The sequence below is a fragment of the Clostridium sp. OM05-9 genome (assembly GCF_003481465.1).
Taxonomy (GTDB): domain Bacteria; phylum Bacillota; class Clostridia; order Lachnospirales; family Lachnospiraceae; genus Coprococcus; species Coprococcus ammoniilyticus.
In genome coordinates this window covers 639,796-663,450 of sequence record NZ_QULF01000001.1, presented here as the reverse complement: position 1 = coordinate 663,450, position 23,655 = coordinate 639,796, and the positions used below count along the sequence as shown (strand labels likewise).

Below are 23,655 nucleotides of genomic sequence, written 5' to 3'. Positions count from 1 at the left end.
CCAAACATCTCGACAAATCGGGCTTTGATGAGGTCGTCTAATAACTGTAATTCTTGCTGGCGCCGCTCTTTTAACTTAATGATATGATTCAGTACATCAACAATATATTTCTGCTTATCCATACTTCTTAATGGAATCTGCATCTTTCGCATAGCAGCTTGGGTTAATTTTTGCCTTGTAGCACCATTAACCATTCCATCGACCTTATAAAACATTAACGAATAGCATAGATAATCAACATCCAATCCCGTTTTTGGCTTTAATACATGTGCATGGTTATTAACCCAGCATTTTCCAGAAACTCTATATGCAATAGGTCTTTCTCTGGAACCAAAATTACCTCCATCTTCAGCCAATAGTACAAGTTCATCATCAAAAATATAATCAGCAATATGGTCTTGAATACCATTTGCTCCATAATAAGGATATTCTCCTTCTTCCCTTTCAGATGCTGTGATAGGCACTCGCATAGAATCAAGTATCTCACAACAGTCTTCTACATACAGCATATCCATAATACAATCCCTACAATTCTTCATCAGCTTACTCAGTGCTTTCACAGTGCTACATTCGCTACGGCTTCGCCTACGCTCATGCGTGCTATCGCACTATATGTCCAATCTGAAAATCATCCGCCTGCGAGCAAGCTCCCAGCGTCTGTTTTCATCTTGTCCATGCACTGCTCATTACCTCGTCAAATCCGAATTTGTTTTTCCTTTCCTTTTATTTTAGCCCTCTGACCCCATAATGAATTTTTCAAGGTCTTGACATGTAATTCTATTATGTTACTATTAACCATAGTCAACTTGCGATGGATTAAAGCTGGGTTCCTAAATAGGAGTAGGCATGTTATTGCTTAGAATCCTTTGCTCCTGGGGTTGACTATTTTTTCGTCAATTTAGGGCTCAATGTATTAAATATTGTGTTTGAATTCTTTTTGTCATTTTCTTCTAAGTCAAATTTTTTATATGACACATATTTAACTCTGTTTCATTCATACAGCACAATATTAATTACAATTTTATCCTCCTACAAATGCAATAAGTGCTCTAACTCATCCATCTCTTTCCCAATCTCCATTTCAATCTCACGAATATTTGCCATTATTTCCGATGTTGGCGGATACTCTACAGCAATATATTCAATCTCTTTATACTTATTAATACTAAGATCATAAGCATTATCCACAATATCCTGTTTTGGAACCATAAATGACTTATCTGTACGTTTTCGGTCTGTCTCCTTATCCAGATTTCTAAATCTTTCAATAATATCAGGAATATCATTTTCCGAGATCGGAGCTCGTTTATCATCCAAACTGAAGCCATCTGCTGTCATATCATAGAACCAAACATTATCTGTTCCGCCATGCTCCGTTTTTGTAAACACAAGAATGGCAGTTGAAACTCCGGCATATGGTTTAAATACTCCAGAAGGCATTGAAATAACAGCCTCCAACCTCTGATTTTCGACAATCTCTTTTCTTATATCCTTATGCGCTTTGGACGATCCGAATAACACACCATCCGGAACGATACATGCACATCGTCCACCTATTTTTAATATACGTATGAATAACGCAAGAAACAATAATTCTGTCTTCTTCGTCTTGCAAACTTTAAGTAAATCTCCTGATACAGATTCTGCATCAAGACTTCCTTTAAATGGAGGATTTGCTAATACCAAAGAATATTTATCCTTGTCTGTGTTTTGATCAGACAAACTATCTCTGTATTCAATAAATGGATTATCAATTCCATGTGTCATCATATTCATTGCCCCAATGCGAAGCATTGTTCTATCCATATCATAACCATAGAACATACGATTCATATAATGCTCTTTCTTTTGCTTATCATAGAAAATTTCTTCTCTCTTTTTTTCTTTCAGATATTCACCTGAAGCAACCAAAAAACCAGAGGTTCCACATGCCGGATCACAGATTACTTCATTGCTTGAAGGATCCATCATCTCAACCATCATTCGAATAATATGTCTTGGCGTTCTAAACTGACCATTAAGCCCCGACTGAGCAATTTTTGATAATAGGTATTCATACACATCTCCCCGCACATCAGCAGTCTGAACTTCATTTATCATTGCATAGATTTCATCTAAAGAGTCAACTACCTTGGATAAAACAAGGGGTGTTGGCAATTTAAATATTGCATCATCCATGTATTTGGAATATGCACTATTCTTATCACTGTGCAGTGTTTTAATAAATGGGAACACCCATTCCTGCATTATAGAATACATTCTATCTGCAGGGAAATCACGAAAGACAGACCATTTAAGCTGTGAACCGTCAATTGTTCTTTCCCCAATCTTTACTTCTTCTGAAAAAATACTCTGAAATGGGAGCCCAAGCATTGCACTCTCTTTTGCTCTTATATTATCGGAATCATCCAAATCATGAATAAACATCAGATAGGTAATCTGCTCAATCACTTCAAGGGGATTAACCAAACCTCCTGCAGCAAAAATATCCCATAATCCATCAATTTTATTTTTTAATTCACCTGTAATCATTTAATCCTCTACTCTCCACACATATTTCGTGTAGCGTCCTCCACCTATTTTTTTAATTTCTCCATTCTTTAACAAATCTGCTAAAGCTCTCTGAATAGTTGTATCACTTATATCCGGATTCATATTCAACAATTCCGCTTTTGTAATTGTCCCTATATGTTTTCTTATTATCTCACGAACACGATCTGCTTTTGACAGATTAGGATTCGTCAGCAATTCCACTCTGGATTCAAATTCCTTATATGCGTTTACAACAACTCCCAGCATATAGTTCACAAATGGTTTATAATCATTTTCATTCTCATGCCAGTTAATGGAACTATCCTGAAGAACTTCATAATAAGTTTCCTTTGATTCTTCAATAATTCTTTCAATACTTATATACTTACCAACAATAAAACCCGACTGGTAAAGCAAAAGTAAAGTAAGCAATCTGCTCATACGTCCATTTCCATCATTAAACGGATGTATACATAAAAAATCTAAGATAAACATCAAACTCAAAAGCAATGGATCTGCTTCAGGCTTTGCCTCATGATACGATTTACACAATTCATCAATTGACGGTGCAGTTTCCCATGCCGGAACCGGTCTAAATCGAACACAATCATTCCCATCCGCATCTGTTTCTCGAATAATATTGTCAGAAGTCTTAAACTGTCCACCTTCTGTACTTCCCAGAAATTTATACAAATCTCGGTGCAACTGCAAAATATAATTTGCATTAATCGGAATATAATCATAATTTTCATGAATTGTATTTAACACATCTCTATATCCCGCTATCTCCGCTTCATCACGATCTCGTGGTGTAGTTTTAGCCTGAACAAGACTTTTGATTCTGTCATCTGCGGTAAATATTCCCTCTATTCTATTTGAAGCCTCGGTGCTCTGAATTTTAGCAATTTCTACTAACTCAATTAATTCATCCTTATGTGCCTCGATAAATAATCTTTGTTCCCCTTTGTACTCATTGATGCGTGTAAGCTTCTTTACTATCTCTGGCGTTAGTAGTTTATGCCACTTTTCTTTATAATTATAATCTCTCATTTAATAGCCTCACATTTTTAATTTAGTCATTATTCACACGAATAACCTAATTGAATAATTATAAATTATCATATTTTAATTTTATCGTCAAGATTTTCAATTTAGTCATTATAACATATTTTGACTAAATTATTATTTGTGTGAAGTATTTAAATTTTCAGTAAATATACAAAAACAGCCAGAATATTGGCTCCGACTGTCATCTCACCCCTTATTCCTCTCCATCTCTCTCTGAATCCAGGTCATGATCACATCCACAAGATACTCCTGCTGTATCTGGCTCAATTCCCTGCCCGGCTGTATCTTATGCCATTTTCGGATGCACTCCCTGCAGCAGGTTGCAGTTGCATGCTGTGCGATAAATACCGGATGCCCTTTCATCGGCGTCTGTTTTCCATCGTTTGGAATAACCGCCGGAGCTTCCCGCTTTGCAATGAAATCCTGCGCATGCTGCCTTATAGTATCCAGTCCTTTTTCATTTATGTAATCAATGTCCTTCTGCTTTAAATGAAAGCTGCTTCGGAACTTGGAATTACCAAGTCTCTCAAATAGCTGCTTATACCATTCCTCTTTTGTCATTAAAATTCTCCAAACTTCTTATGGCATCCTAACACTTCCTGTTAGAATGCCATCTATAAACATAAATACTATATTATTTTTCCCCGTGCTCCTTCACGACCAGTCTGCCTCTTCCGCTTTCCTTCGCCTCGTATAATGCATTATCTGCTTCCTCATATAACCGGTTAAAGGTTGCTTCTGACTTAGCGATGACTGCGCCCATAGAGATGCCGGTACCTCCCTCTGCAGATTTTACTGTCAGATTTACTTTGTCAAATATCTGCTGGGCATGTTCTTTGATCGCCTTCTCCGGCACACTCTTATTAAAGAACATCATTACTGCAAATTCGTCCCCACCCATACGACTGGCAAAATCTTCATTTCGTAAAGACGCAAGCAATGTCTGGGCGACTAAGATCAGATATTTATCACCATTATGATGACCATAGATATCATTATATTGCTTAAATTTATCAACATCTATCATGATCATCATTGCATTAAAATCACCTGATAACAGCTTCATCTCCATATCATTCCGAAAAGCCGCATGGTTCAAAAGACCCGTCAGGGAATCTGTGCGATATGTATTCTCCCAATTCCGCAATCTGACTTCCGCCTTATTCTGCTCTGCATCTGTCAGGATCTTCATGGAATAAGTACTCGATACATCTGAAATAATAATCTCTGCACGATCCTGTTTAACTGCCGAATCGTAAAAGACACGTCCATAACAAAAGACATAAATATCCTTTCCATCCTTTCGATGGAGTCTGTGTTCCTGCAATACATATGTACTCTTAGCCAGATTGGCATTTGTCCGGCACAAATATTCTGTCCGATCAGCTTCAGGGATCAGATCCATCTGATTCATGGAATTTTTTTCTACATCCTCACCGGAATAACCTGTCAGCTTCTCGAAATTATCATCCACAGACAAAATATTCCATGAACCATCCAGCAAATATCTGCTGCATTGCACTGTATGTACACAGAATGCTTCCTGAAGTGTACTGTTATCCTCCGGTTTTGCCACTTGTTTGTGTTGAGGCTTTTCCTTCTCCTGCCTGAACTTATGAACTCCCTTTACGGTATCAGAATAATTCTCTGATATCATTTGAATAAACTCGGAAACAATAAACGGATCAAATTGTGTTCCGGCGCATTTTTTTAATTCTTCAAGTGCATCGGATACAGGCATTCCATTTCTATATGGGCGGTCACTTACCATCGCATCAAATGCATCAACAACAGCAATTACACGTGACAGTACCGGTATACTCTCCCTGCTCAGTCCGTCCGGATAGCCCTTTCCATCCCATCTTTCATGATGATGTCTGATTTCCTCTGCGATCTGCTTCAATTCTACATTACTGTTTGCAATATCGTAGCCCTTTTCAACATGTGAACGCATGATCTTCCATTCTTCATCGGTAAGTTTTCCCGGTTTGTTCAATATCTCCATCGGAACACCGATCTTTCCGATATCATGAAGCAGACAGAGAAGGGACAAGCGGCTTTGCTGTATATCGGATAACTCTATACGTTTACCAAGCTCTGCACCCATAATCTGTGTACGGCGAACGTGATGCTCCGTATCACTGTCACATTCCTCAAGTGCCCGTATCAGAGATGCCAGCATATCCGAATGAATGGATTTGCTGTCTACTAATTTCTTTGTACGCATAGCTTTAGTTGTATTTCGAATGCTTTCAACTATACTGTGTGTCTCATCTTCTACCACACTGACTGCGTACTGAATACTTCCGTCGAACTTCTCCTTAAGTTTTCCGGCACATACTGCCATCTCATCTTCACTGCTTCGGCTACACAATGCTATAAGATGTGCCTCGGTTCCTCTGACATAATATGCCCTTTCAGGAAAACAGGTTCTCATATTTTCCGACAACAACCGAATCTTCTGATCCCCTGCTTTTTTCCCAAGTGTGCTGTTGATAACAGACAAACTATTAATATCACATACAGCAATTCCTACCGGGAACGTAAAATGATCATTTTTTTCCAATGCAAGCTGTTTGAAATTTTCCCATTTCTGAAATCCTGTAAGCATATCCGTCTCAAGTGCGATATCTGTAAATACAAACATCTGACCAATCTTATGGCCGTTTTTATTTTCAAGCTTCTTTACATCACACCGCAATGTCTTTTCTTCCGTTTCCAACTTAACATAGCATTGCAGGGAAAAGCTGTCGTCATCTGATTCCGGATCAAACGACAATCCATATACATCCAGAAAACTCTGAAGATCTTTACATCCGGTCAACAGTTCTTCTCCCAGGAAAAAATCAGCTCTTTCATTATGCAGAATCAGGTGCTCGTCATCATCAAACAAAACGATGCCCTGCCCTATATTTTCAAATATACTTGTCTTCAATTTATTCAACATCCCATGTGTGGAATAATCAAAGCAGCTCCAATAAATAATAAATGATACTACACTGTATCCTCCGATCGAATAGTCCAGTAAATTCACTACAGATTCGCCCGGTAAAAATAAAAAGATCGCATTTGACCCTACAATAATAAGAATTCCTATGATAACACTTAAATACTGCCAACGATATTCTTGCGGAATCTTGCAAATCTTCCGAATCAATAAACCTACCACCAATAACACCATTACATACGAAAATATCAGATGGAGCTCATACAAGGGCTTCATCTGATAGCTATACTTTGCAATCAGCGTATCCCGTGGTTTATATTCAATTGCAATTTCCATAAATGGATTAACTGCAAACACGATCAATTCATATATACAATATAAAAAGCAGAATGCTACCATCCATTTCCCATATCCGGAAAACTTTCCTTTTGTGAAATAAACCGTGAAAATTAAAAGAGAGACAAGCATAAAATCTATACTTATAAAATATATACTCGACATAGCCGCCATGCACATATAGGAATCACTTATGATACTGATCAGATAACTAATATCTACAATAGCCGCACCCATACAGGCAAACCCCAGAAATCTACCTGTTGTTTTATTCTTTTTAAAAGATTTTACCGCTAATAATATATCTGTAGCAGCAATAATAATTGATATGACTATATATGCATTGATCACAACTGTCTCATTCATAGTAAACCTCCAATATTCAGACAAAATCCGAGTTTATTTTACTATTTTTGAAGCAGTATGGCAACACCTATGCGTATCACAAGCGCCGGCAGTTTAGTTGAAATGTAAAAATTCTTGTCGGCTATCACTTTTCGCCACCTGTCGCAAATGGCAAAAATTTTTCCAGTTTCCCATTTGTTTCTTTTAAGATTATCAGATCCTTATACTGCACCTCATTTGCACTATCTTCTATATTTAATGTATAAGAAATATAAGTCTTATCTGCTATCTGATAGGTAGATGCATACTCTGAAAGAGAGTGGTCTGCCGATACATCCGGCATCGTATCTGATGCCTTCTGCATTTCATCATATGTTGCTACTTCTTTAAATTCATCCTTATTTACATCATAAAGATATCTTTTACTGTTATCTGACATATAAAATTCGACAAATTTTCCATTTTCTACAGCTTTCACACAAACATATGGATATCCCTGAATCTGTGTCATATCAAGCGGACGAAAATCACAATATCCAACCAAGTTATTTTTTGAAAAATCATATACCCATATTCCTATGTAGTCATACATAATTATTTTCTTGTCATTACAATATAGGATCTGTGGCATCGTTGCCCCGAGCTGCATATATTCTTTTCCCACTTCAGATGCGATCACCTTATACGCATTTTCTTTTCGATTGCTTATCAATATAAAACATCCGGCAAAAATAAATATAACTATTACTGCCGCAACCGATAACCACTTAATCCAGCCATGTTTTTTCTTTCTATCTACTTCAGTTATATATCGGCCATCCAAATCCTGCAACAGCTCAAACATATCTTCTCTGTTCATAATTCGAACCCCCTTTCTGACAAATATATGCGTAATTCTGCCCGCATTCGATTTAATATCACCGATACATAATTCTCCGTCATATTATACCTGTCAGCAATATTTCTAATGCTATCCGCATACCAGTATCTGCATACAAATAATTGCCTCTTTCTTTGGGATACATTTGCCAGATACTCATTTATAGTTCTAATTAATTCTTTCCGTTCTACTTCATCCACAGGAGTATTTCTCTCTGAAATGATATCTTCTAATTCATCTAAGATCAATTTCGTTTGTCCTCCACCCCTTTTGGTCGCCGTGTTTTTCTTATATCTGTCAAATGAAAGATTTCTTACAATTTTCCCTAGATAAGTTGACAACCTAACCGGTTTTTGCGGTGGTATTGAATTCCATACCCGTAAATAAGTATCATTTACACATTCCTGTGCATCCTCATAATTTCCCAGAATATTATTTGATATTGCATAACAGTACGCCTCATATTTTTCCTTTGTTTTCAAAATCGCATTTTCATCTCTATCCAGATACATCTGAACAATCACCTTGTCATCCATTCAAATACCTCCTTCTATCTATATACACGACTTTTCAACAAAAATCTTACAATATTCTTTATCTCTCCCCCACCGAATTTTCCAGCACTCCATAAATGCAATCAAAGCAGCCGGTTCCGCTTCGTATTGCGATTAAACCGGCTGCTCCATCCATTCATCGATTACAACAAGGTCCCGGCAACAACATCAAAGTCTTACCGATCTCAAGCCCTTTTTCGTCAAATCTCATAACTGCCTTCTGTCTTTTTATTTAAAAAAAGAGAGATGTCTCGCTTTTTTCAAAAATACATCAACAAAAAAGATATTGTCAAGTTTTTTCCAAGCTCCTATTGTTTATAAATTATCGTTTATTCAGTACCAGAATCTTGTTTGAAAAATTCCTTACAGACGGAATCTTTCCAAGCACTTTATATATGGGAGCAAATTCTTTCATCCCCTCTACCAGACTGATATCTCTTTCGCTCCGGAAAGAAGGTGTAACACTCTGAAATGCTTTTCCACTTTTCACACCCCAGATGAATTTCGCCCGGCTTCCCTCTATGGACTTCTCTTTCATATGCTTCACAACAAATGGTGCCATTACCTCAACCAGAACCTTTGCCTGTGTAAATGTCTGATCAATGATCTCAAACATCTTCCGCACATCCTGCTCCGTTAAATACATCGTAAGACCTTCGATCACCACCAGAACCGGTTCTCCATGATACTCGATATCCACCGTATAAGATGGATCAGTTGCAGACTTTGCGATCTGGTAAACCGGACCATTCTCCTCAAGGAAACGGCTTCGGATATCCATGGTCTCCGGAAGATCGATATTGTACCAACGCTGATATTTTCCCTTCATCCGGTAGCAACGGGTATCCAGTCCGCAGGCAATATTTACAACAATGGCATCCGGGTGTTTGGTCAGATAATCATTTACCAGACGATCCAGCACGATCGTTCTCGCAATTACACCGCTGCTCATCAGCTTATCGGATTCTGCTTTTGAGAAATCATAATCTAACTGTGATACGATCTCGATCGCTTTCTTATCATAGATATGGTGATTCTCTTTTTCGGATTCTGCCGCTCTTGCAAATAAAGTCTGCAGCATCGTCTCCGGTACTCCCTGTACTCCTACCTTTGTTTTAGCCTGTTCTCCTGTTGTTCCTGTCTGCATTACTTTTCCTTCACTCATAGCTAATTCTCCTTTTCTGTGTTTGCATAACAAATGTTATTTTTTGTTATGTTGTAAAAAAAGAACCCCACAGCTATATGCTGTGAGGCTCTCTTAGATTCTGTATTAATTTGTCTGTTCCACCCATTGAGTAGATCCCGATCTTCTCAACCAAATACAAACTATCTTCCATACTATAATTTCCTTTAATAATCTCCAGACATCCATCCAAACGGATCTTTGCCAGTATCTTTACAAGCTTTTCATCCGGCTCGTAATCCATCCGGCTCTTATAAAATGTATATATGGACTGCTCCATCAGTTGTTCTACCTTGGAGCGATACATCTCATAACAGCTTCCCTGCGCCTTTTCCAGAATGATCACCGCTTCCTTCCGATGTTCCAGAATAAACTGCATCATCTGGACATCCAACTGTGTGCCAAGCTCCGGTTCTGCAAGCTCTAACTTCATATATCTGACAAGCAATTCTTCATATTGAACGACCAATGGTTCAAATATCTCCCGAAACAATGCTTCTTTATTCTTAAAATAAAAATACATTGCACCGGTCGTAACTCCTGCCCGACTGCAGATCGTTCGAAGACTTGCTTTGTTATAGCCATGCATGAAGAATTCGTCTAATGCTGTCTGTTTAATTTTCTCTATTGTGTTTTCCTGATCATTCATCATAACACATGTTATGTTAGATACTTCTAACCAAAATGTCAAGTATTATTTTCCGGTCACGCCCTTTACCTTATAATTTCTGACACCCGAAGCCTTCTTCTCTTTTATTTTTCTGTCACCCGACATATTTTCCTGCAAAATCTGTGTCCTCTATCCCACATGATCTTACATTAGCAACAGTAAAACAATATACATTTATTTTACTTACATAATCTTTCCATCTGTTGAAATTGTAACTACATTCCACGGAAGGAATTTTCCGCTGTTCTGAAGCGCATTCTTTACAGCCATCTCAATACCACCACAACACGGAACCTCCATTCTTACAACCGTAATGCTCCGGATATTATTATTCCGGATGATCTCTGTCAGCTTTGCAGAATAATCTATCATGTCAAGCTTCGGGCAGCCCACCAAAGTGATATGTCCCTTAATAAAATCCCGGTGGAAATTCGCATATGCATACGCTGTACAATCCGCCGCAACAAGCAGCTTTGCTCCATCAAACCAAGGGGCTGTCACCGGAACAAGCTTAATCTGTACCGGCCACTGGCGCAGCTCTGACTCCTGCTGTCCCATCATCGATGCTAACTGCTGTGCAAGCTCAGGTGATATTGCACCATTCTGCGCAGTCTTACTCCCAGCTTCAACAGCTCTTGTCTTTTTGTCATACTGGTCTCTGTTAAATGTTTTCATAGCCGTACCCGGACAACCACATGGCAGAGGTTCTCCTGATGGATTGCCTGCTTCATTTGCCATCTTCTCAGCTTTTGCCGCCAATACCGCCGCCTCATCATAGTCTGCTGCTTCACGCTCAACAAATGTAATAGCCCCGGTCGGGCAGGTTGGAAGACAGTCTCCCAGTCCGTCACAATAGTCATCCCGAAGCAGCTTTGCCTTACCATTCACCATCCCGATCGCGCCCTCATGGCATGCCGATGCACATGCCCCACAGCCGTTACACTTTTCTTCATTAATTTCTATAATCCTGCGAATCATCATTTTTCCTCCTGAATACCCGATACCTGATCATTCTATGATATTTGCTGTTATATTTGTCGCTTCATTGATGGACAATATACATCATAGCTTTCTTTCATCACTTAACTGTCAATCAGGTTCTTGATTTTATGTGCTTATTCTAATATACTTATTTCAAAATGTATGTTGGATTTCCAACAAAATAACATTTAAGGAAATGGAAATTTTATGAACAAATCTGATCTTACATCCTATATTGATACCCTGTCAGCCTGTCGCCTGTTTACCGGCATCGATGAACAGAATCTGCCGGCCATGCTTACATGTCTGGATGGAAACCATATTCATGTAAAAAAAGGGAATCCCATATTCGTAGAGGGCGATCCAGCTCGCTTTATCGGAATCATCCTTACCGGAACAGCGCAGGTGATCCGAGAAGATTATTATGGAAACCGAAGCGTTATGACAAATTTACAACCCAGTGATCTGTTTGCAGAAGCCTTCTCCTGCGCAGGTCTTTCTACTGTACCAGTCAGCGTCTTTGCCATGACTGACAGTGATATTCTGCTTCTGGACTGCCATCATCTTCTGACCTCATGTTCGAATTCCTGTGATTTTCACAATACCCTGATCCGGAATCTGCTGCATGAAATTGCCCGGAAAAACCTTGCGTTAAATCAAAAAATACGCTATATGTCAGAGAAAACAACCCGTGATAAATTAATGGCATACCTCTCCGATCAGGCAAAACAGAATCATTCGGATACCTTCACGATTCCTTTCAATCGTCAGGCACTCGCAGACTATCTCGGTGTAGAACGCTCCGCCATGTCCGCTGAAATCAGCAAACTAAAAAAAGACGGAATCATTGACACTCAAAAGTCAACCTTCCGCCTACTCTAAAAACATGCTTGCAAAGAGCATACCTTACTATATAAGTTTATGGCATAAAAATGGAAGATGAATTATTATTATGCAGCAAGCCTTTCCGAGCGCCGGTACTTAAGTTACGTCTTTCGTAACTTTACGTACCGCTGCGCCGAGGAATAGAGCGAAAGCGTCTTGCGAAATAATAAGTAATTTCATCTTCCATTTTTATTCACAGCCTAATTTTCAAGAATGCTCTTTGCAAGCTTCTGCTGCTCCTCTGTTGGAGGATCGATTCCCTCTAATTTATAAGGGATTCCAAGTCTCTCCCACTCCTGAATACCCAGCTTATGATATGGAAGTACCTCTACCTTATCCACTGTTTTAAGAGTATCTATAAATTCTTTTGTCTTCTTCAGATCATCCTCATCTGTCGTAATTCCCGGAACAAGTACATGTCTGATCCACATATGCTTGCCATGATCGGACAGATACTGTGCAAGCTCCAGAATATTCTGATTTGAGAACCCTGTTAATTCACGATGCTTATCATCATGAATCTGCTTAATATCAAGCAGAAAAAGATCTGTAAGGCTCATCAGTTCATTGAACTTTGAGAAGAACGGTTCTTCTCTGGTAAATGGATTTCCGGCCGTATCGATCGTAGTATGGATACCCTGCGCCTTCGCAAGCTTAAAAAATTCGATCAGGAAATCCATCTGAAGTAAAGCTTCACCACCGCTTACAGTGATACCACCCTGACCTTTCCAGTATGGCTTATAACGAAGTGCCTGCTTTAACAGATCTTCCGGAGTTCTGGCCTCGATCTTAACACCTTTATCTTTGAGCAGTTTTGTATTCTCTTCAATTTTTTTCTCAAGTGCTTCTCTTTCATCATCGCTGACATCGTCAGCATACAGTCTGCTGTAATCTGTTACAAGATTCCATGTCTCTGGGTTATGACAATATTTGCATCTCATCTTGCATCCCTGTAAAAATACAACAAATCGAATTCCCGGACCATCGACTGCTCCAAAGCTTTCTGTTGAATGAATATATCCTAAAATCTGTTTCTTTTCCGGCATGTTCCACCTCTAAGTTCTTTCTATTATTTTACACAATTACACATTAAACAACCACGACTATGCATCTGTTTCCACCACTCACAGCTTCATAGCCTCTTTCTATTTTCTCTCTGATACACAATTTTCATACATGATATAATGAACGCAAAATTATTTGCTCGCAAGGATGCTGATTTTGCGAAATGCATAGAATGTGCGAAGCACATGATATAATGAACGCAAAATTATTTGCTCGCAAGAATGCTGATTTTGCGAAATGCATAGAATGTGCGAAGCACATGATATACGGATAAAAATCCGTCTGCCTTATGCTGTAAAAAAGTCCCGGAGATAGACTCCCCGGGACTCCAATCTTTTACTTATCTGTTAAAACATTCAGACTGTGTAAGATTTACAGTGAGTCATGGAATGTTCTGTTGATAACGTCGAGCTGCTGCTCACGTGTAAGTGAGATAAACTTAACAGCATATCCTGATACACGGATTGTGAAGTTAGCGTACTCTGGCTTATCCGGATTCTCCATTGCATCAAGGAGCTTATCCTTACCGAATACGTTTACATTTAAGTGGTGAGCACCCTGATCGAAGTATCCGTCCATAGCGCTTACAAGCTTCTCAGCTCTTTCTTCCTCGTCATGTCCGAGTGCTGATGGGTTCATTGTCTGAGTATTTGAGATACCATCTAATGACCACTCATAAGGAATCTTAGCTACTGAGTTCAGTGAAGCAAGAAGTCCTGATGTCTCTGCACCGTAACTTGGGTTAGCACCTGGTGCGAATGGTGTCCAAGCACGTCTTCCATCCGGAAGGTTACCTGTGTACTTACCATATACTACGTTTGATGTAATTGTCAGGATAGATGTTGTAGGCTCTGAATTACGATATGTGTGTCTCTTCTTGATGTCTGTAAGGAACTCATGAAGAAGCCATACACCGATGTTATCAGCTCTGTCATCATCATTACCATATTTAGGGAATTCTCCCTCGATCTCAAAGTCTTCTGCAAGACCTGTTTCTGCGTTACGAATAACCTTAACCTTAGCATACTTGATAGCTGACAGTGAGTCGATTACGTGTGAGAATCCGGCAATACCTGTTGCAAATGTACGACGTACATCTGTATCGATAAGTGCCATCTCTGCTGACTCATAGTAATACTTATCATGCATGTACTGAATCAGGTTCAGGATATTTACATAAAGTCCTGCTAACCAATCAAGCATCTTCTTGTACTTAGCAAGAACTTCATCATAGTCAAGATACTCTGCAGTAATTGGAGCATACTCAGGACCAACCTGCATTGGCTTACCTGTCTTCTTGTCTAAGAACTTCTCATCTTTACCACCGTTGATAGCGTAAAGGAGACACTTAGCAAGGTTTGCACGAGCTCCGAAGAACTGCATCTCTTTACCTGTCTGTGTAGCTGATACACAGCAGCAAATTGAATAGTCATCACCCCAGATAGGCTTCATAACATCATCATTCTCGTACTGGATTGAGCTTGTTCTTACTGAGATCTTAGCAGCATACTTCTTGAATGTATCCTGAAGAGCTGAAGAATAAAGAACTGTAAGGTTTGGTTCTGGAGCCGGTCCCATGTTCTCAAGAGTATGAAGGAATCTGTAGTCGTTCTTTGTAACCATTGAACGTCCGTCAACACCGATACCACCAACTTCAAGTGTAGCCCATACAGGGTCACCTGAGAACAGTTCGTTGTATGACTTAATTCTTGCGAACTTAACCATACGAAGCTTCATTGTGAAATGATCGATAAGCTCCTGAGCCTCAGCCTCTGTAAGCTTTCCGGCCTTAATATCTCTCTCAATATAAATATCAAGGAATGTTGATACACGTCCTACTGACATAGCAGCACCATTCTGAGTCTTGATAGCTGAAAGGTATCCGAAGTATAACCACTGAACAGCTTCCTTAGCGTTTGAAGCAGGCTTAGAAATATCATAACCATATGACTGAGCCATAACCTTCATCTCCTGCAGACGTCTGATCTGCTCTGCAAGCTCTTCTCTCTGACGGATAACATCATCAAACATATTACCATCGCCACAGTTTGCCTTATCTTCCTCTTTCCAAGCGATCAGCTGATCGATACCGTAAAGAGCAACTCTTCTGTAGTCACCTACGATACGTCCACGTCCATAAGTATCAGGAAGACCTGTTACGATATGTGTATGACGTGCAGCTTTCATCTCTGGTGTATAGGCATCAAATACTGCCTGGTTATGTGTCTTGTGATACTCTGTAAAGATCTTATGGAAGTTCTCGTTTGGCTTGTAACCATACATCTCAAGAGCTTCCTCAGCCATCTTAATACCACCATAAGGCATGAATGCTCTCTTAAGTGGTTCATCTGTCTGAAGACCAACAACCTGCTCAAGGTCCTTTGTCTCAGGATCAATATATCCAGGGCCGTATGCTGTGATGCTTGATACAACATCAGCATCCTCCTTTAATACACCGCCGTTATCTCTTTCTGCTTTCTGAAGAGCCTGAAGCTTGTCCCAGAGCTTGTTAGTAGCATCTGTTGGTCCGGCAAGGAAGCTCTCATCTCCGTCGTACATTGTGTAGTTGTTCTGGATGAAGTCTCTGACATTACATTCTTCTTTCCAGAGTCTACCTGTGAATGAATCCCATTCCTGGTTCTGTAACATAATAATTTTTTCTCCTTTCAATTTTATATTATGTGAATATATAATACACTCTAATGGTATTATACAGAATCTTTTTTTATAATTCAACAATCCTTATCATTTTTATTGTATTTCTTTTCGTACATTCGCATAATTTTTACAAATTTTTTTAATCTCTGAAAAAAAACTTGACACAGAGTGAACTCCAAGGACTATCATTTAATTATCAAAGACAAGAAGGATCGTCAAATGAATAAATTATCAGACACATTTGAACTGAAAAATGGAGTATCAATTCCATGTATCGGATATGGAAATGAGATCAGCGTTGGCAAAGGAATTGCCGAAAGTGGAATTGCGATACATGGAACGCCATGACAGATTTGTATAAATCCGGCAAAATCAGTAACACCATATCGAATCGTTGAAAATGCCAACATGTGCTTATCATATTGAATACCGGTTGTTTTCCTGCCGGCACATCCAGTGCCAACCGCAGCTTAGTCGCTGGCTTTATATCTATCGTTCCTGCCATTTTATCCCTTACTTTCTTCTTTATATATCGTTCATTTTGAACAGACGAATCTATACTTTATCTCCCATCCTGATTTTTGTCGATTTTTAAGTATATGTGACAAATATTTAAACATATTGTAAACAGAAAATCCAGTATTTTATATCAGGAATGCGTTAATTACGGCAAATAACTGCATACGTGAAAAAAGCTGCCGGAATCCATCATATATCTCCCTTTTCACCTGCATTATATCAGGCAAAACCGGTTAATAAATGACCAATTCCGACAGCTTTTTGTCTCAGCTATTGTTTCTTATAATATCCCATATAATAGTATACTGCTTATGATTCTCTGCTGTTCTTCTCTGCATCTGCAGATATCTTATCGCTATCCGATTCTTTTTTAATAAATGTCTCATTAATGAAAAAGAATCCTCCGAGACCGATTGCAACAACGCCAAAAACAATAGCAAATATATCCATACCCATTTTATTATTCTCCTTTTCTTCTTACATATTCGGTTTTCAAATGTAAGAAGTCAGGAGTTTCTTTCCGTCCTTTTTATGTATATACTCAAGCCTTCGATACCATTGAGATGCATGCACCAGTGTGCCGATCTTCACCCACCATTTTCTGGTATCACAAACGAACCCTGATAAGGTAAACAGAAACGGTAAAACCAGAATCCACAGATCAACTGTTTTCTCCGATTGAAACGATTTCAAGCTCTGCGTTTCAAACACTGTACGAAGAACGCTTCCTGTCGGAAGTATCCCTATTTCATTAATTGATGTCGTCCGGACTTCACGAAGCACCGATTTATTCTGTTCAAGCCCCCGCTCCATTCTGGAGCTTTCTATATCACCTATGCCCAAAACGGTGGCAGCTAATATCAATATGATACAATATATCACACATATTTGTTTCTTCTGTTGTTGAAGCATAGCTGCCACCTCACTTTCTGTAGATTTCTTTCTGCATATCCTATACTTACTGCATGCCGCATAATCAGCACACTTGAGAACGAATAATTTCGCGTTCATTATCTCATAAATATAACAAAATGAATATTCTTTATTTTACTCTTATCTATTTCTTAATTTCTTCGCGGAGCTGTGTTCCAAGTTTCTGAATATCTTCTTCCAGGTCATCCTCCAGCTCATGCACATCTTTTTCAAGACGATCCTTAAACATCAGAAGGAAACTGATAAGAAGCAATCCGCTGGATACCCAGATAGCATGGAAGCCCAGATGTACCGACAGAATGCCTCCGATTCCGGCTCCGACCGCAAAGAACAGGATCACACCGAAATAATACAGTGACATTTCTAACTGCTCCGGCTTCTTTTCTCTTAAATATACAGATAAGGCCGCTGTACCACTTCTGAGATTTCCAATACACATCGTACTCGCATAAGAATGTCCGTTGACTTTCCGGAATGTCTGAACCTGCATTGCACAGGAAAAAGATACTAATACCGTTGCCAGCATGTTCCATCCTTCTGTTAAAAATCCAACAAAAAACAAAATTAAAATCTCCATCAATAAAATGGATTGTCTCCAATGAAGCTTCTTTGCGTATTTGAACCGTCCCTGTACCTGTTCTGCAAAAAACACACCAAATGCAAATGCAAACAATGGATACAGATAACGAAGTCCTGCCTGCCATTCACCCATCATAAAATGCTGACTCATCAGCACTACATTTCCTGTCTGCGCATTCGAAAACACTTCATCTCTTGTAAAATATGTATAGGCATCCTGAAATCCACCGGATAACGCCAGAAACACACTGGTAATAAACGCTTCCGACATCTGCCGTTCCGCCTGTCTGTTCTGCCCAACTTTCATCTCAATCAACTCTCCGTTCTTCTTCAAATACTATCAGACACAATATAGTTAGCAAGAACGATATGCCCTGCTACAAAGAAAAACCGGATGTGAAACCCACACCCGGTTCTTCTTTGTCCGAAGTATATCCTGACGTTATAGTGTCTCAGGTGTATCTCACGAACATATATTGTATTCTGATCATTCAGATATTATTTCTGAGGACCTGCTGCAACTAATGCCTTACCAGCTTCGTTGCTCTCGTACTTAGCAAAGTTCTTGATGAATCTGTCAGCAAGATCTAATGCCTTTGTCTCCCATGCAGAAGCATCTGCATATGTGTCACGAGGATCAAGGATTGCCGGATCAACACCCGGAAGCTCTGTAGGTACTTCAAAGTTGAAGTAAGGGATCTTCTTTGTAGGAGCTGAAAGGATAGCACCGCTAAGGATAGCATCGATGATACCTCTTGTATCCTTGATTGAGATACGCTTGCCTGTTCCGTTCCATCCTGTATTTACAAGATAAGCCTTAGCTCCGCTCTTCTCCATCTTCTTAACAAGCTCTTCAGCATACTTTGTAGGATGTAACTCAAGGAATGCCTGTCCGAAACATGCTGAGAATGTAGGTGTCGGCTCTGTGATTCCACGCTCTGTACCGGCAAGCTTAGCTGTGAAGCCTGACAGGAAGTAGTACTGTGTCTGCTCTGGTGTCAGAATAGATACCGGAGGAAGTACTCCGAATGCATCTGCTGAAAGGAAGATAACATTCTTTGCTGCAGGAGCTGATGAAATAGGACGAACGATGTTCTTAATATGATCGATTGGATAAGATACACGAGTATTCTCTGTAACGCTCTTATCTGTGAAGTCGATCTTACCATTTGCATCTACTGTTACGTTCTCAAGAAGAGCATCTCTTCTGATCGCATTATAGATATCTGGCTCTGAATCCTTATCAAGGTCGATAACCTTTGCGTAGCAGCCACCTTCGAAGTTGAATACGCCGTTGTCATCCCAGCCGTGCTCATCATCACCGATCAGGAGACGCTTAGGATCTGTTGAAAGTGTTGTCTTACCTGTTCCTGAAAGGCCGAAGAAGATAGCTGTGTTCTCACCGTTCATATCTGTGTTTGCTGAACAGTGCATAGCTGCCATTCCCTTAAGTGGAAGGTAGTAGTTCATCATTGAGAACATACCCTTCTTCATCTCTCCGCCGTACCATGTATTGATGATAACCTGCTCATGGCTTGTGATGTTGAATGCTACACATGTCTCTGAGTTAAGACCAAGTTCTTTATAGTTTTCTACTTTAGCCTTTGATGCGTTGTAAACAACGAAATCCGGCTCGAAGTTCTCAAGTTCTTCAGCAGTTGGCTTGATGAACATATTTGTTACGAAATGTGCCTGCCAAGCTACTTCTACGATAAAACGGATAGCCATACGAGTATCAGCGTTTGCTCCACAGAAAGCATCAACTACAAATAATTTCTTATTTGAAAGTTCCTTCTTTGCAATATCCTTAACGGATGCCCATGTCTCTTCTGTCATTGGATGATTATCGTTCTTGTAACCATCTGTTGTCCACCATACAGTGCCCTTTGAATTCTCATCAACAACAATATACTTATCTTTAGGTGAACGTCCTGTATAAATACCTGTCATTACATTAACAGCGCCAAGCTCTGTTTCCTGTCCTTTTTCATATCCTTCAAGAGTAGATTTAGTCTCTTCCTCGAAAAGTGTTTCATATGAAGGGTTGTAAACGATCTCTGTAGTTCCGGTAATGCCATACTTGCTTAAATCAATATTTTTCATTGTACACAAATCCTCTTTTCTTTCTAAGTATTATTCTATGGAGGTTAGTTTGTACTACCAACTTCCACAGTCAATTTGTATTATAGCCATCCCTAATCAAAAAGTAAAGAAAATCTTTACCGGATATGACTTTTTTACATTTTTTTTATAATCATCACGCCTGTATTTTATAATTTATATTTGTTTTAGAAACACAGACAGATTGCATAGACAAGTGCCGCCATGATCCATGCAACAACACACTGTCCGGCCACAACTACCAGTGCCCATTTGCCGCCAAGCTCCCGTTTCACGGAAGAAACGGCGGCTACACATGGAGTATACAGCAGACAGAATATCAACAATGACAGAGCTGATGCCGGTGTCAGGATCTTATGAATAACATCCATGCTTCCAGTCAGCACAGACAATGTTGATACTACACTCTCCTTGGCCATAAATCCGGATATCAGTGCCGTCGATATCCGCCAGTCTCCGAAACCAAGCGGTGCAAATACCGGTGCGATCAATCCTGCGACAACCGCAAGGATACTGTTCTGTGAATCTGCCGTCAGGTTAAAGTGCAGATCAAAGCTCTGTAAGAACCAGATCACGATCGTTGCCACAAAGATAACCGTAAATGCCCGCTGTAAGAAATCCTTTGCCTTTTCCCATAATAACTGCAATACATTTTTCAATGCCGGCATTCTGTAGTTTGGAAGCTCCATAACAAACGGAACTGCCTCACCCTTGAATAATGTCTTTCTGATAATAAGCGCCACAAGGATTCCTATCAATATTCCCACAACATACAACCCGACCATAACAAGCGCTTTATACTTTGGGAAAAACGCTGCCGCAAAGAATGCATAGATTGGAAGCTTTGCAGAACAGCTCATAAACGGGGTCAACAGGATCGTCATCTTACGATCACGCTCCGACGGAAGGGTACGGCTCGCCATAATGCCGGGAACCGTACAGCCGAAGCCAACCAGCATCGGCACAATACTTCTTCCGGATAACCCAATCTTTCTGAGTGGTTTGTCCATGACGAAAGCAACACGAGCCATATATCCACTGTCTTCCAATAACGAAAGAAATAAGAACAGCACCACTATGATTGGAAGAAAACTCAGCACACTTCCAACTCCCTTAAAGATACCATCGATCACAAGTGAATGAAGCACCGTGTTCACCGACCATGCAGTCAGAAGCTGATCCATCTGCGCTGTCAGATAATCAATCCCTTTCTCCAACAGATTCTGAAGTACCGCTCCGATCACATTAAAGGTCAGAAAGAAGACCGCTCCCATGATCAATATAAAGGTCGGTATCGCGGTATACTTTCCCGTAAGAACCGCATCGATCCTACGGCTTCTGATACGTTCCTTACTCTCTGCCGGTTTGACAACCGTTTGTCTGCAGATCCGCTGTATAAAATCGAACCGCATGTCTGCAATTGCTGCTGCACGATCAATTCCACGTTCTTCTTCCATCTGGCTTACAATGTGTTCTATCATCTCTGTCTCATTCTGTTCAAGATGCAGAGATTTTTCCATCTCTGCATCCCCTTCTGCCACCTTCGCCGCAGCAAAACGAACCGGGATTCCCGCATTCTCTGCATGGTCTTCGATCAGATGCATGATTCCATGCAGGCACCGGTGCACCGAACCACCATGATCTTCCGGATCACAGAAATCCTGTCTGCCCGGTCTCTCCTGATATCTGGCGACATGAACTGCATGTTCGATCAATTCATCTACACCCTGATTCTTGATCGCAGAGATTGGAATAACCGGAATTCCAAGCATACTTTCCAGCTGGTTAATACGGATTGATCCTCCGTTCTCACGAACTTCATCCATCATATTCAGTGCCAGCACCATCGGTATATCAAGCTCCATCAGTTGCATCGTCAGATAGAGATTTCTCTCAATATTGGTCGCATCCACGATATTGATTATGCCCTTTGGTTTTTCATCGAATACAAACTGTCTGGTTACAATTTCTTCGCTGCTGTACGGTGAAAGAGAATATACACCCGGAAGGTCGGTTACTCTTGTGTCCGGATATCCTTTGATCATTCCCTCTTTCCGATCAACCGTTACTCCGGGAAAATTACCTACATGCTGATTCGAGCCTGTCAACTGGTTAAATAATGTCGTCTTGCCGCAGTTCTGGTTACCAACCAGAGCAAAGGTCAGGATCTCATCCTTCGGCAGCGGATGTTCATCTGCTTTCACATGATATTTTCCGCCTTCACCAAGTCCCGGATGTTCTACTAAAGCTTTATCCTTTTTGTTATCTTTCCTATGTTCGTCTTCATCTGATTTTTTATCTGATACCTCGATCTGCTCAGCATCCGCCAGCCGGAGCGTCAGTTCATAATCATGAATACGAATTTCAAGAGGATCGCCCATTGGTGCATATTTGATCAGTTTAACCTCAATACCGGGTATCACGCCCATGTCAAGGAAATGCTGTCTCAGTGCTCCATCACCGCCAACTGTACAGATGGTTGCGGACTGTCCCTCTTTCAAATCTTTGATTGTCATTTGTATCGCCTCTTAACTCTTTATAATAAATATTTATCAATTGCTTCTGCACATCCATCATGGTCGCAGTCATTGACAACAACCGTAGCAACTGCTTTTACATGTTCATTTGCATTTCCGACCGCAATCGCTAATCCTGCAGTTTCCAATATATTCAGATCGTTATCTGCATCACCGACCGCGATCGTCTCTTCAGGTTCAATACCCAGGTGCTCACACAGCCGGAGCAACCCGGTTCCTTTGGTAACTCCTGTCGCCGAACATTCCAAAGCGGTCTTCTCTGCATCCGCAAGAACAAGATCCAGTCCGGCAAGTCTCTTTCTGGTTCTCTCCCTGCCTTCTGTTGTCGCATGATACAGATTCAGCTTCGGGACCTCAAATGGATGTTCCTTATAATATTCATAGATATCATCGACCTGTGTTGTAACCTTCTCATACATTGGCCGATAGACGCCCATCCCAAAGCGTTCCATCTGGGGTATGTCCTTTTTCTGCACTATGGATTCGATTGCAAGCAGATGCACCATTAGATCTTCTTTTTTACTTTCTGCCAGAATCTTTTCTGCCAGTTCAATAGAGATTGCATTCGAATACAGGATCTTCTCCTCTTTCACATCATACAGAATCGCGCCGCTGGAGCAGACAACATAACGCAGTCCCGGTATCCGCTTAAAATATTCCCGAAGCTCTGCCACACATCTTCCGGTCGAAAGGATCACTTCCTTTCCTGCATCAAATGCGCGGTTCACAGCTTCCAGTGTCTGCTCTGATATCCGCTTTTCGGAATTTAATAAGGTTCCATCCATATCAAAAGCAATCAACTTGTATTTACTCATATCCATGTCTGCCTTTCTGTTTTTATATTCAGATCTGTTTCATTCCG

The 23,655-nt window shown here is 40.1% G+C and carries 20 protein-coding genes; 2 read left to right on the top strand and 18 right to left on the bottom strand.

What is annotated here, in order from left to right; genetic code table 11:
- The 10 genes from DXB77_RS03035 to DXB77_RS02990 all read right to left on the bottom strand — a co-directional run.
- Positions 1-515: restriction endonuclease subunit S (locus DXB77_RS03035; protein WP_182439422.1), on the bottom strand; the 515-nt coding region annotated here is incomplete at its 3' end.
- 514 nt (positions 516-1,029) lie between these two features.
- The gene (locus DXB77_RS03030) at positions 1,030-2,532 is read right to left on the bottom strand and encodes a class I SAM-dependent DNA methyltransferase (protein ID WP_118662620.1); all 1,503 of its coding nucleotides are present in this window, start codon (positions 2,530-2,532) and stop codon (positions 1,030-1,032) included.
- Positions 2,533-3,582 carry a Fic family protein gene (locus tag DXB77_RS03025; RefSeq protein ID WP_118662619.1) on the bottom strand — a complete coding sequence of 350 codons (1,050 nt, stop codon included), beginning with the start codon at positions 3,580-3,582 and terminating at the stop codon, positions 2,533-2,535. It lies immediately after the preceding gene.
- 204 nt (positions 3,583-3,786) lie between these two features.
- On the bottom strand, positions 3,787-4,161 hold the full coding sequence (locus DXB77_RS03020) for a DUF4186 domain-containing protein (RefSeq protein WP_118662618.1): 375 nt from the start codon (positions 4,159-4,161) through the stop codon (positions 3,787-3,789).
- A 73-nt stretch (positions 4,162-4,234) separates the two neighbouring features.
- The gene (locus DXB77_RS03015; protein ID WP_118662617.1) at positions 4,235-7,249 is read right to left on the bottom strand and encodes a diguanylate cyclase; all 3,015 of its coding nucleotides are present in this window, start codon (positions 7,247-7,249) and stop codon (positions 4,235-4,237) included.
- A 124-nt stretch (positions 7,250-7,373) separates the two neighbouring features.
- Positions 7,374-8,087 carry a hypothetical protein gene (locus tag DXB77_RS03010; protein ID WP_021944122.1) on the bottom strand — a complete coding sequence of 238 codons (714 nt, stop codon included), beginning with the start codon at positions 8,085-8,087 and terminating at the stop codon, positions 7,374-7,376.
- Positions 8,084-8,644, bottom strand: a complete 561-nt coding sequence (locus DXB77_RS03005) for a sigma-70 family RNA polymerase sigma factor (RefSeq protein WP_021944121.1) — start codon at positions 8,642-8,644, stop codon at positions 8,084-8,086. The genes DXB77_RS03010 and DXB77_RS03005 overlap by 4 nt, the downstream gene beginning before the upstream one ends.
- Before the next feature lie 340 nt (positions 8,645-8,984).
- A complete protein-coding gene (locus DXB77_RS03000) occupies positions 8,985-9,827 on the bottom strand; it encodes a class I SAM-dependent methyltransferase (protein WP_243100131.1) in 843 nt (280 codons plus the stop codon).
- Between the two features lie 73 nt (positions 9,828-9,900).
- Positions 9,901-10,494 carry a TetR/AcrR family transcriptional regulator gene (locus tag DXB77_RS02995; RefSeq protein ID WP_279220244.1) on the bottom strand — a complete coding sequence of 198 codons (594 nt, stop codon included), beginning with the start codon at positions 10,492-10,494 and terminating at the stop codon, positions 9,901-9,903.
- A 204-nt stretch (positions 10,495-10,698) separates the two neighbouring features.
- On the bottom strand, positions 10,699-11,493 hold the full coding sequence (locus DXB77_RS02990; RefSeq protein ID WP_021944117.1) for a 4Fe-4S binding protein: 795 nt from the start codon (positions 11,491-11,493) through the stop codon (positions 10,699-10,701).
- Between the two features lie 210 nt (positions 11,494-11,703).
- Between DXB77_RS02990 and DXB77_RS02985 the strand changes: the two genes are divergently transcribed.
- Positions 11,704-12,378: a Crp/Fnr family transcriptional regulator gene (locus DXB77_RS02985; RefSeq protein WP_118662616.1), complete on the top strand. Its 675-nt coding sequence runs from the start codon at positions 11,704-11,706 to the stop codon at positions 12,376-12,378.
- Positions 12,379-12,581: 203 nt separating this feature from the next.
- Here DXB77_RS02985 and DXB77_RS02980 read toward each other — a convergent pair whose 3' ends face one another.
- Positions 12,582-13,427, bottom strand: coding sequence for a radical SAM protein (locus tag DXB77_RS02980; RefSeq protein WP_118662615.1), 846 nt, complete (start codon positions 13,425-13,427; stop codon positions 12,582-12,584).
- A 391-nt stretch (positions 13,428-13,818) separates the two neighbouring features.
- Positions 13,819-16,095 carry a formate C-acetyltransferase gene (pflB, locus tag DXB77_RS02975; protein WP_021944115.1) on the bottom strand — a complete coding sequence of 759 codons (2,277 nt, stop codon included), beginning with the start codon at positions 16,093-16,095 and terminating at the stop codon, positions 13,819-13,821.
- 228 nt (positions 16,096-16,323) lie between these two features.
- Between pflB and DXB77_RS13365 the strand changes: the two genes are divergently transcribed.
- On the top strand, positions 16,324-16,452 hold the full coding sequence (locus DXB77_RS13365; protein WP_264293231.1) for a hypothetical protein: 129 nt from the start codon (positions 16,324-16,326) through the stop codon (positions 16,450-16,452).
- Positions 16,453-16,932: 480 nt separating this feature from the next.
- Here the strand turns inward: DXB77_RS13365 and DXB77_RS12970 are convergent, their stop codons facing one another.
- The 6 genes from DXB77_RS12970 to DXB77_RS02950 form a co-directional block, all read right to left on the bottom strand.
- Positions 16,933-17,079: a hypothetical protein gene (locus DXB77_RS12970; protein ID WP_008401909.1), complete on the bottom strand. Its 147-nt coding sequence runs from the start codon at positions 17,077-17,079 to the stop codon at positions 16,933-16,935.
- 36 nt (positions 17,080-17,115) lie between these two features.
- Positions 17,116-17,535 (bottom strand): hypothetical protein, encoded by a 420-nt coding sequence (locus DXB77_RS02970; RefSeq protein WP_147353798.1) that lies wholly within the window; start codon positions 17,533-17,535, stop codon positions 17,116-17,118.
- Positions 17,536-17,680: 145 nt separating this feature from the next.
- Positions 17,681-18,442, bottom strand: a complete 762-nt coding sequence (locus DXB77_RS02965) for a YoaK family protein (RefSeq protein ID WP_182439421.1) — start codon at positions 18,440-18,442, stop codon at positions 17,681-17,683.
- Between the two features lie 191 nt (positions 18,443-18,633).
- Positions 18,634-20,238 (bottom strand): phosphoenolpyruvate carboxykinase (ATP), encoded by a 1,605-nt coding sequence (gene pckA / locus DXB77_RS02960; protein ID WP_008401912.1) that lies wholly within the window; start codon positions 20,236-20,238, stop codon positions 18,634-18,636.
- Positions 20,239-20,423: 185 nt separating this feature from the next.
- Positions 20,424-22,772 carry a ferrous iron transport protein B gene (gene feoB, locus DXB77_RS02955; protein WP_118662613.1) on the bottom strand — a complete coding sequence of 783 codons (2,349 nt, stop codon included), beginning with the start codon at positions 22,770-22,772 and terminating at the stop codon, positions 20,424-20,426.
- A 20-nt stretch (positions 22,773-22,792) separates the two neighbouring features.
- Positions 22,793-23,608: an HAD family hydrolase gene (locus tag DXB77_RS02950; protein WP_118662612.1), complete on the bottom strand. Its 816-nt coding sequence runs from the start codon at positions 23,606-23,608 to the stop codon at positions 22,793-22,795.
- Between the last annotated feature and the right edge of the window lie 47 nt (positions 23,609-23,655).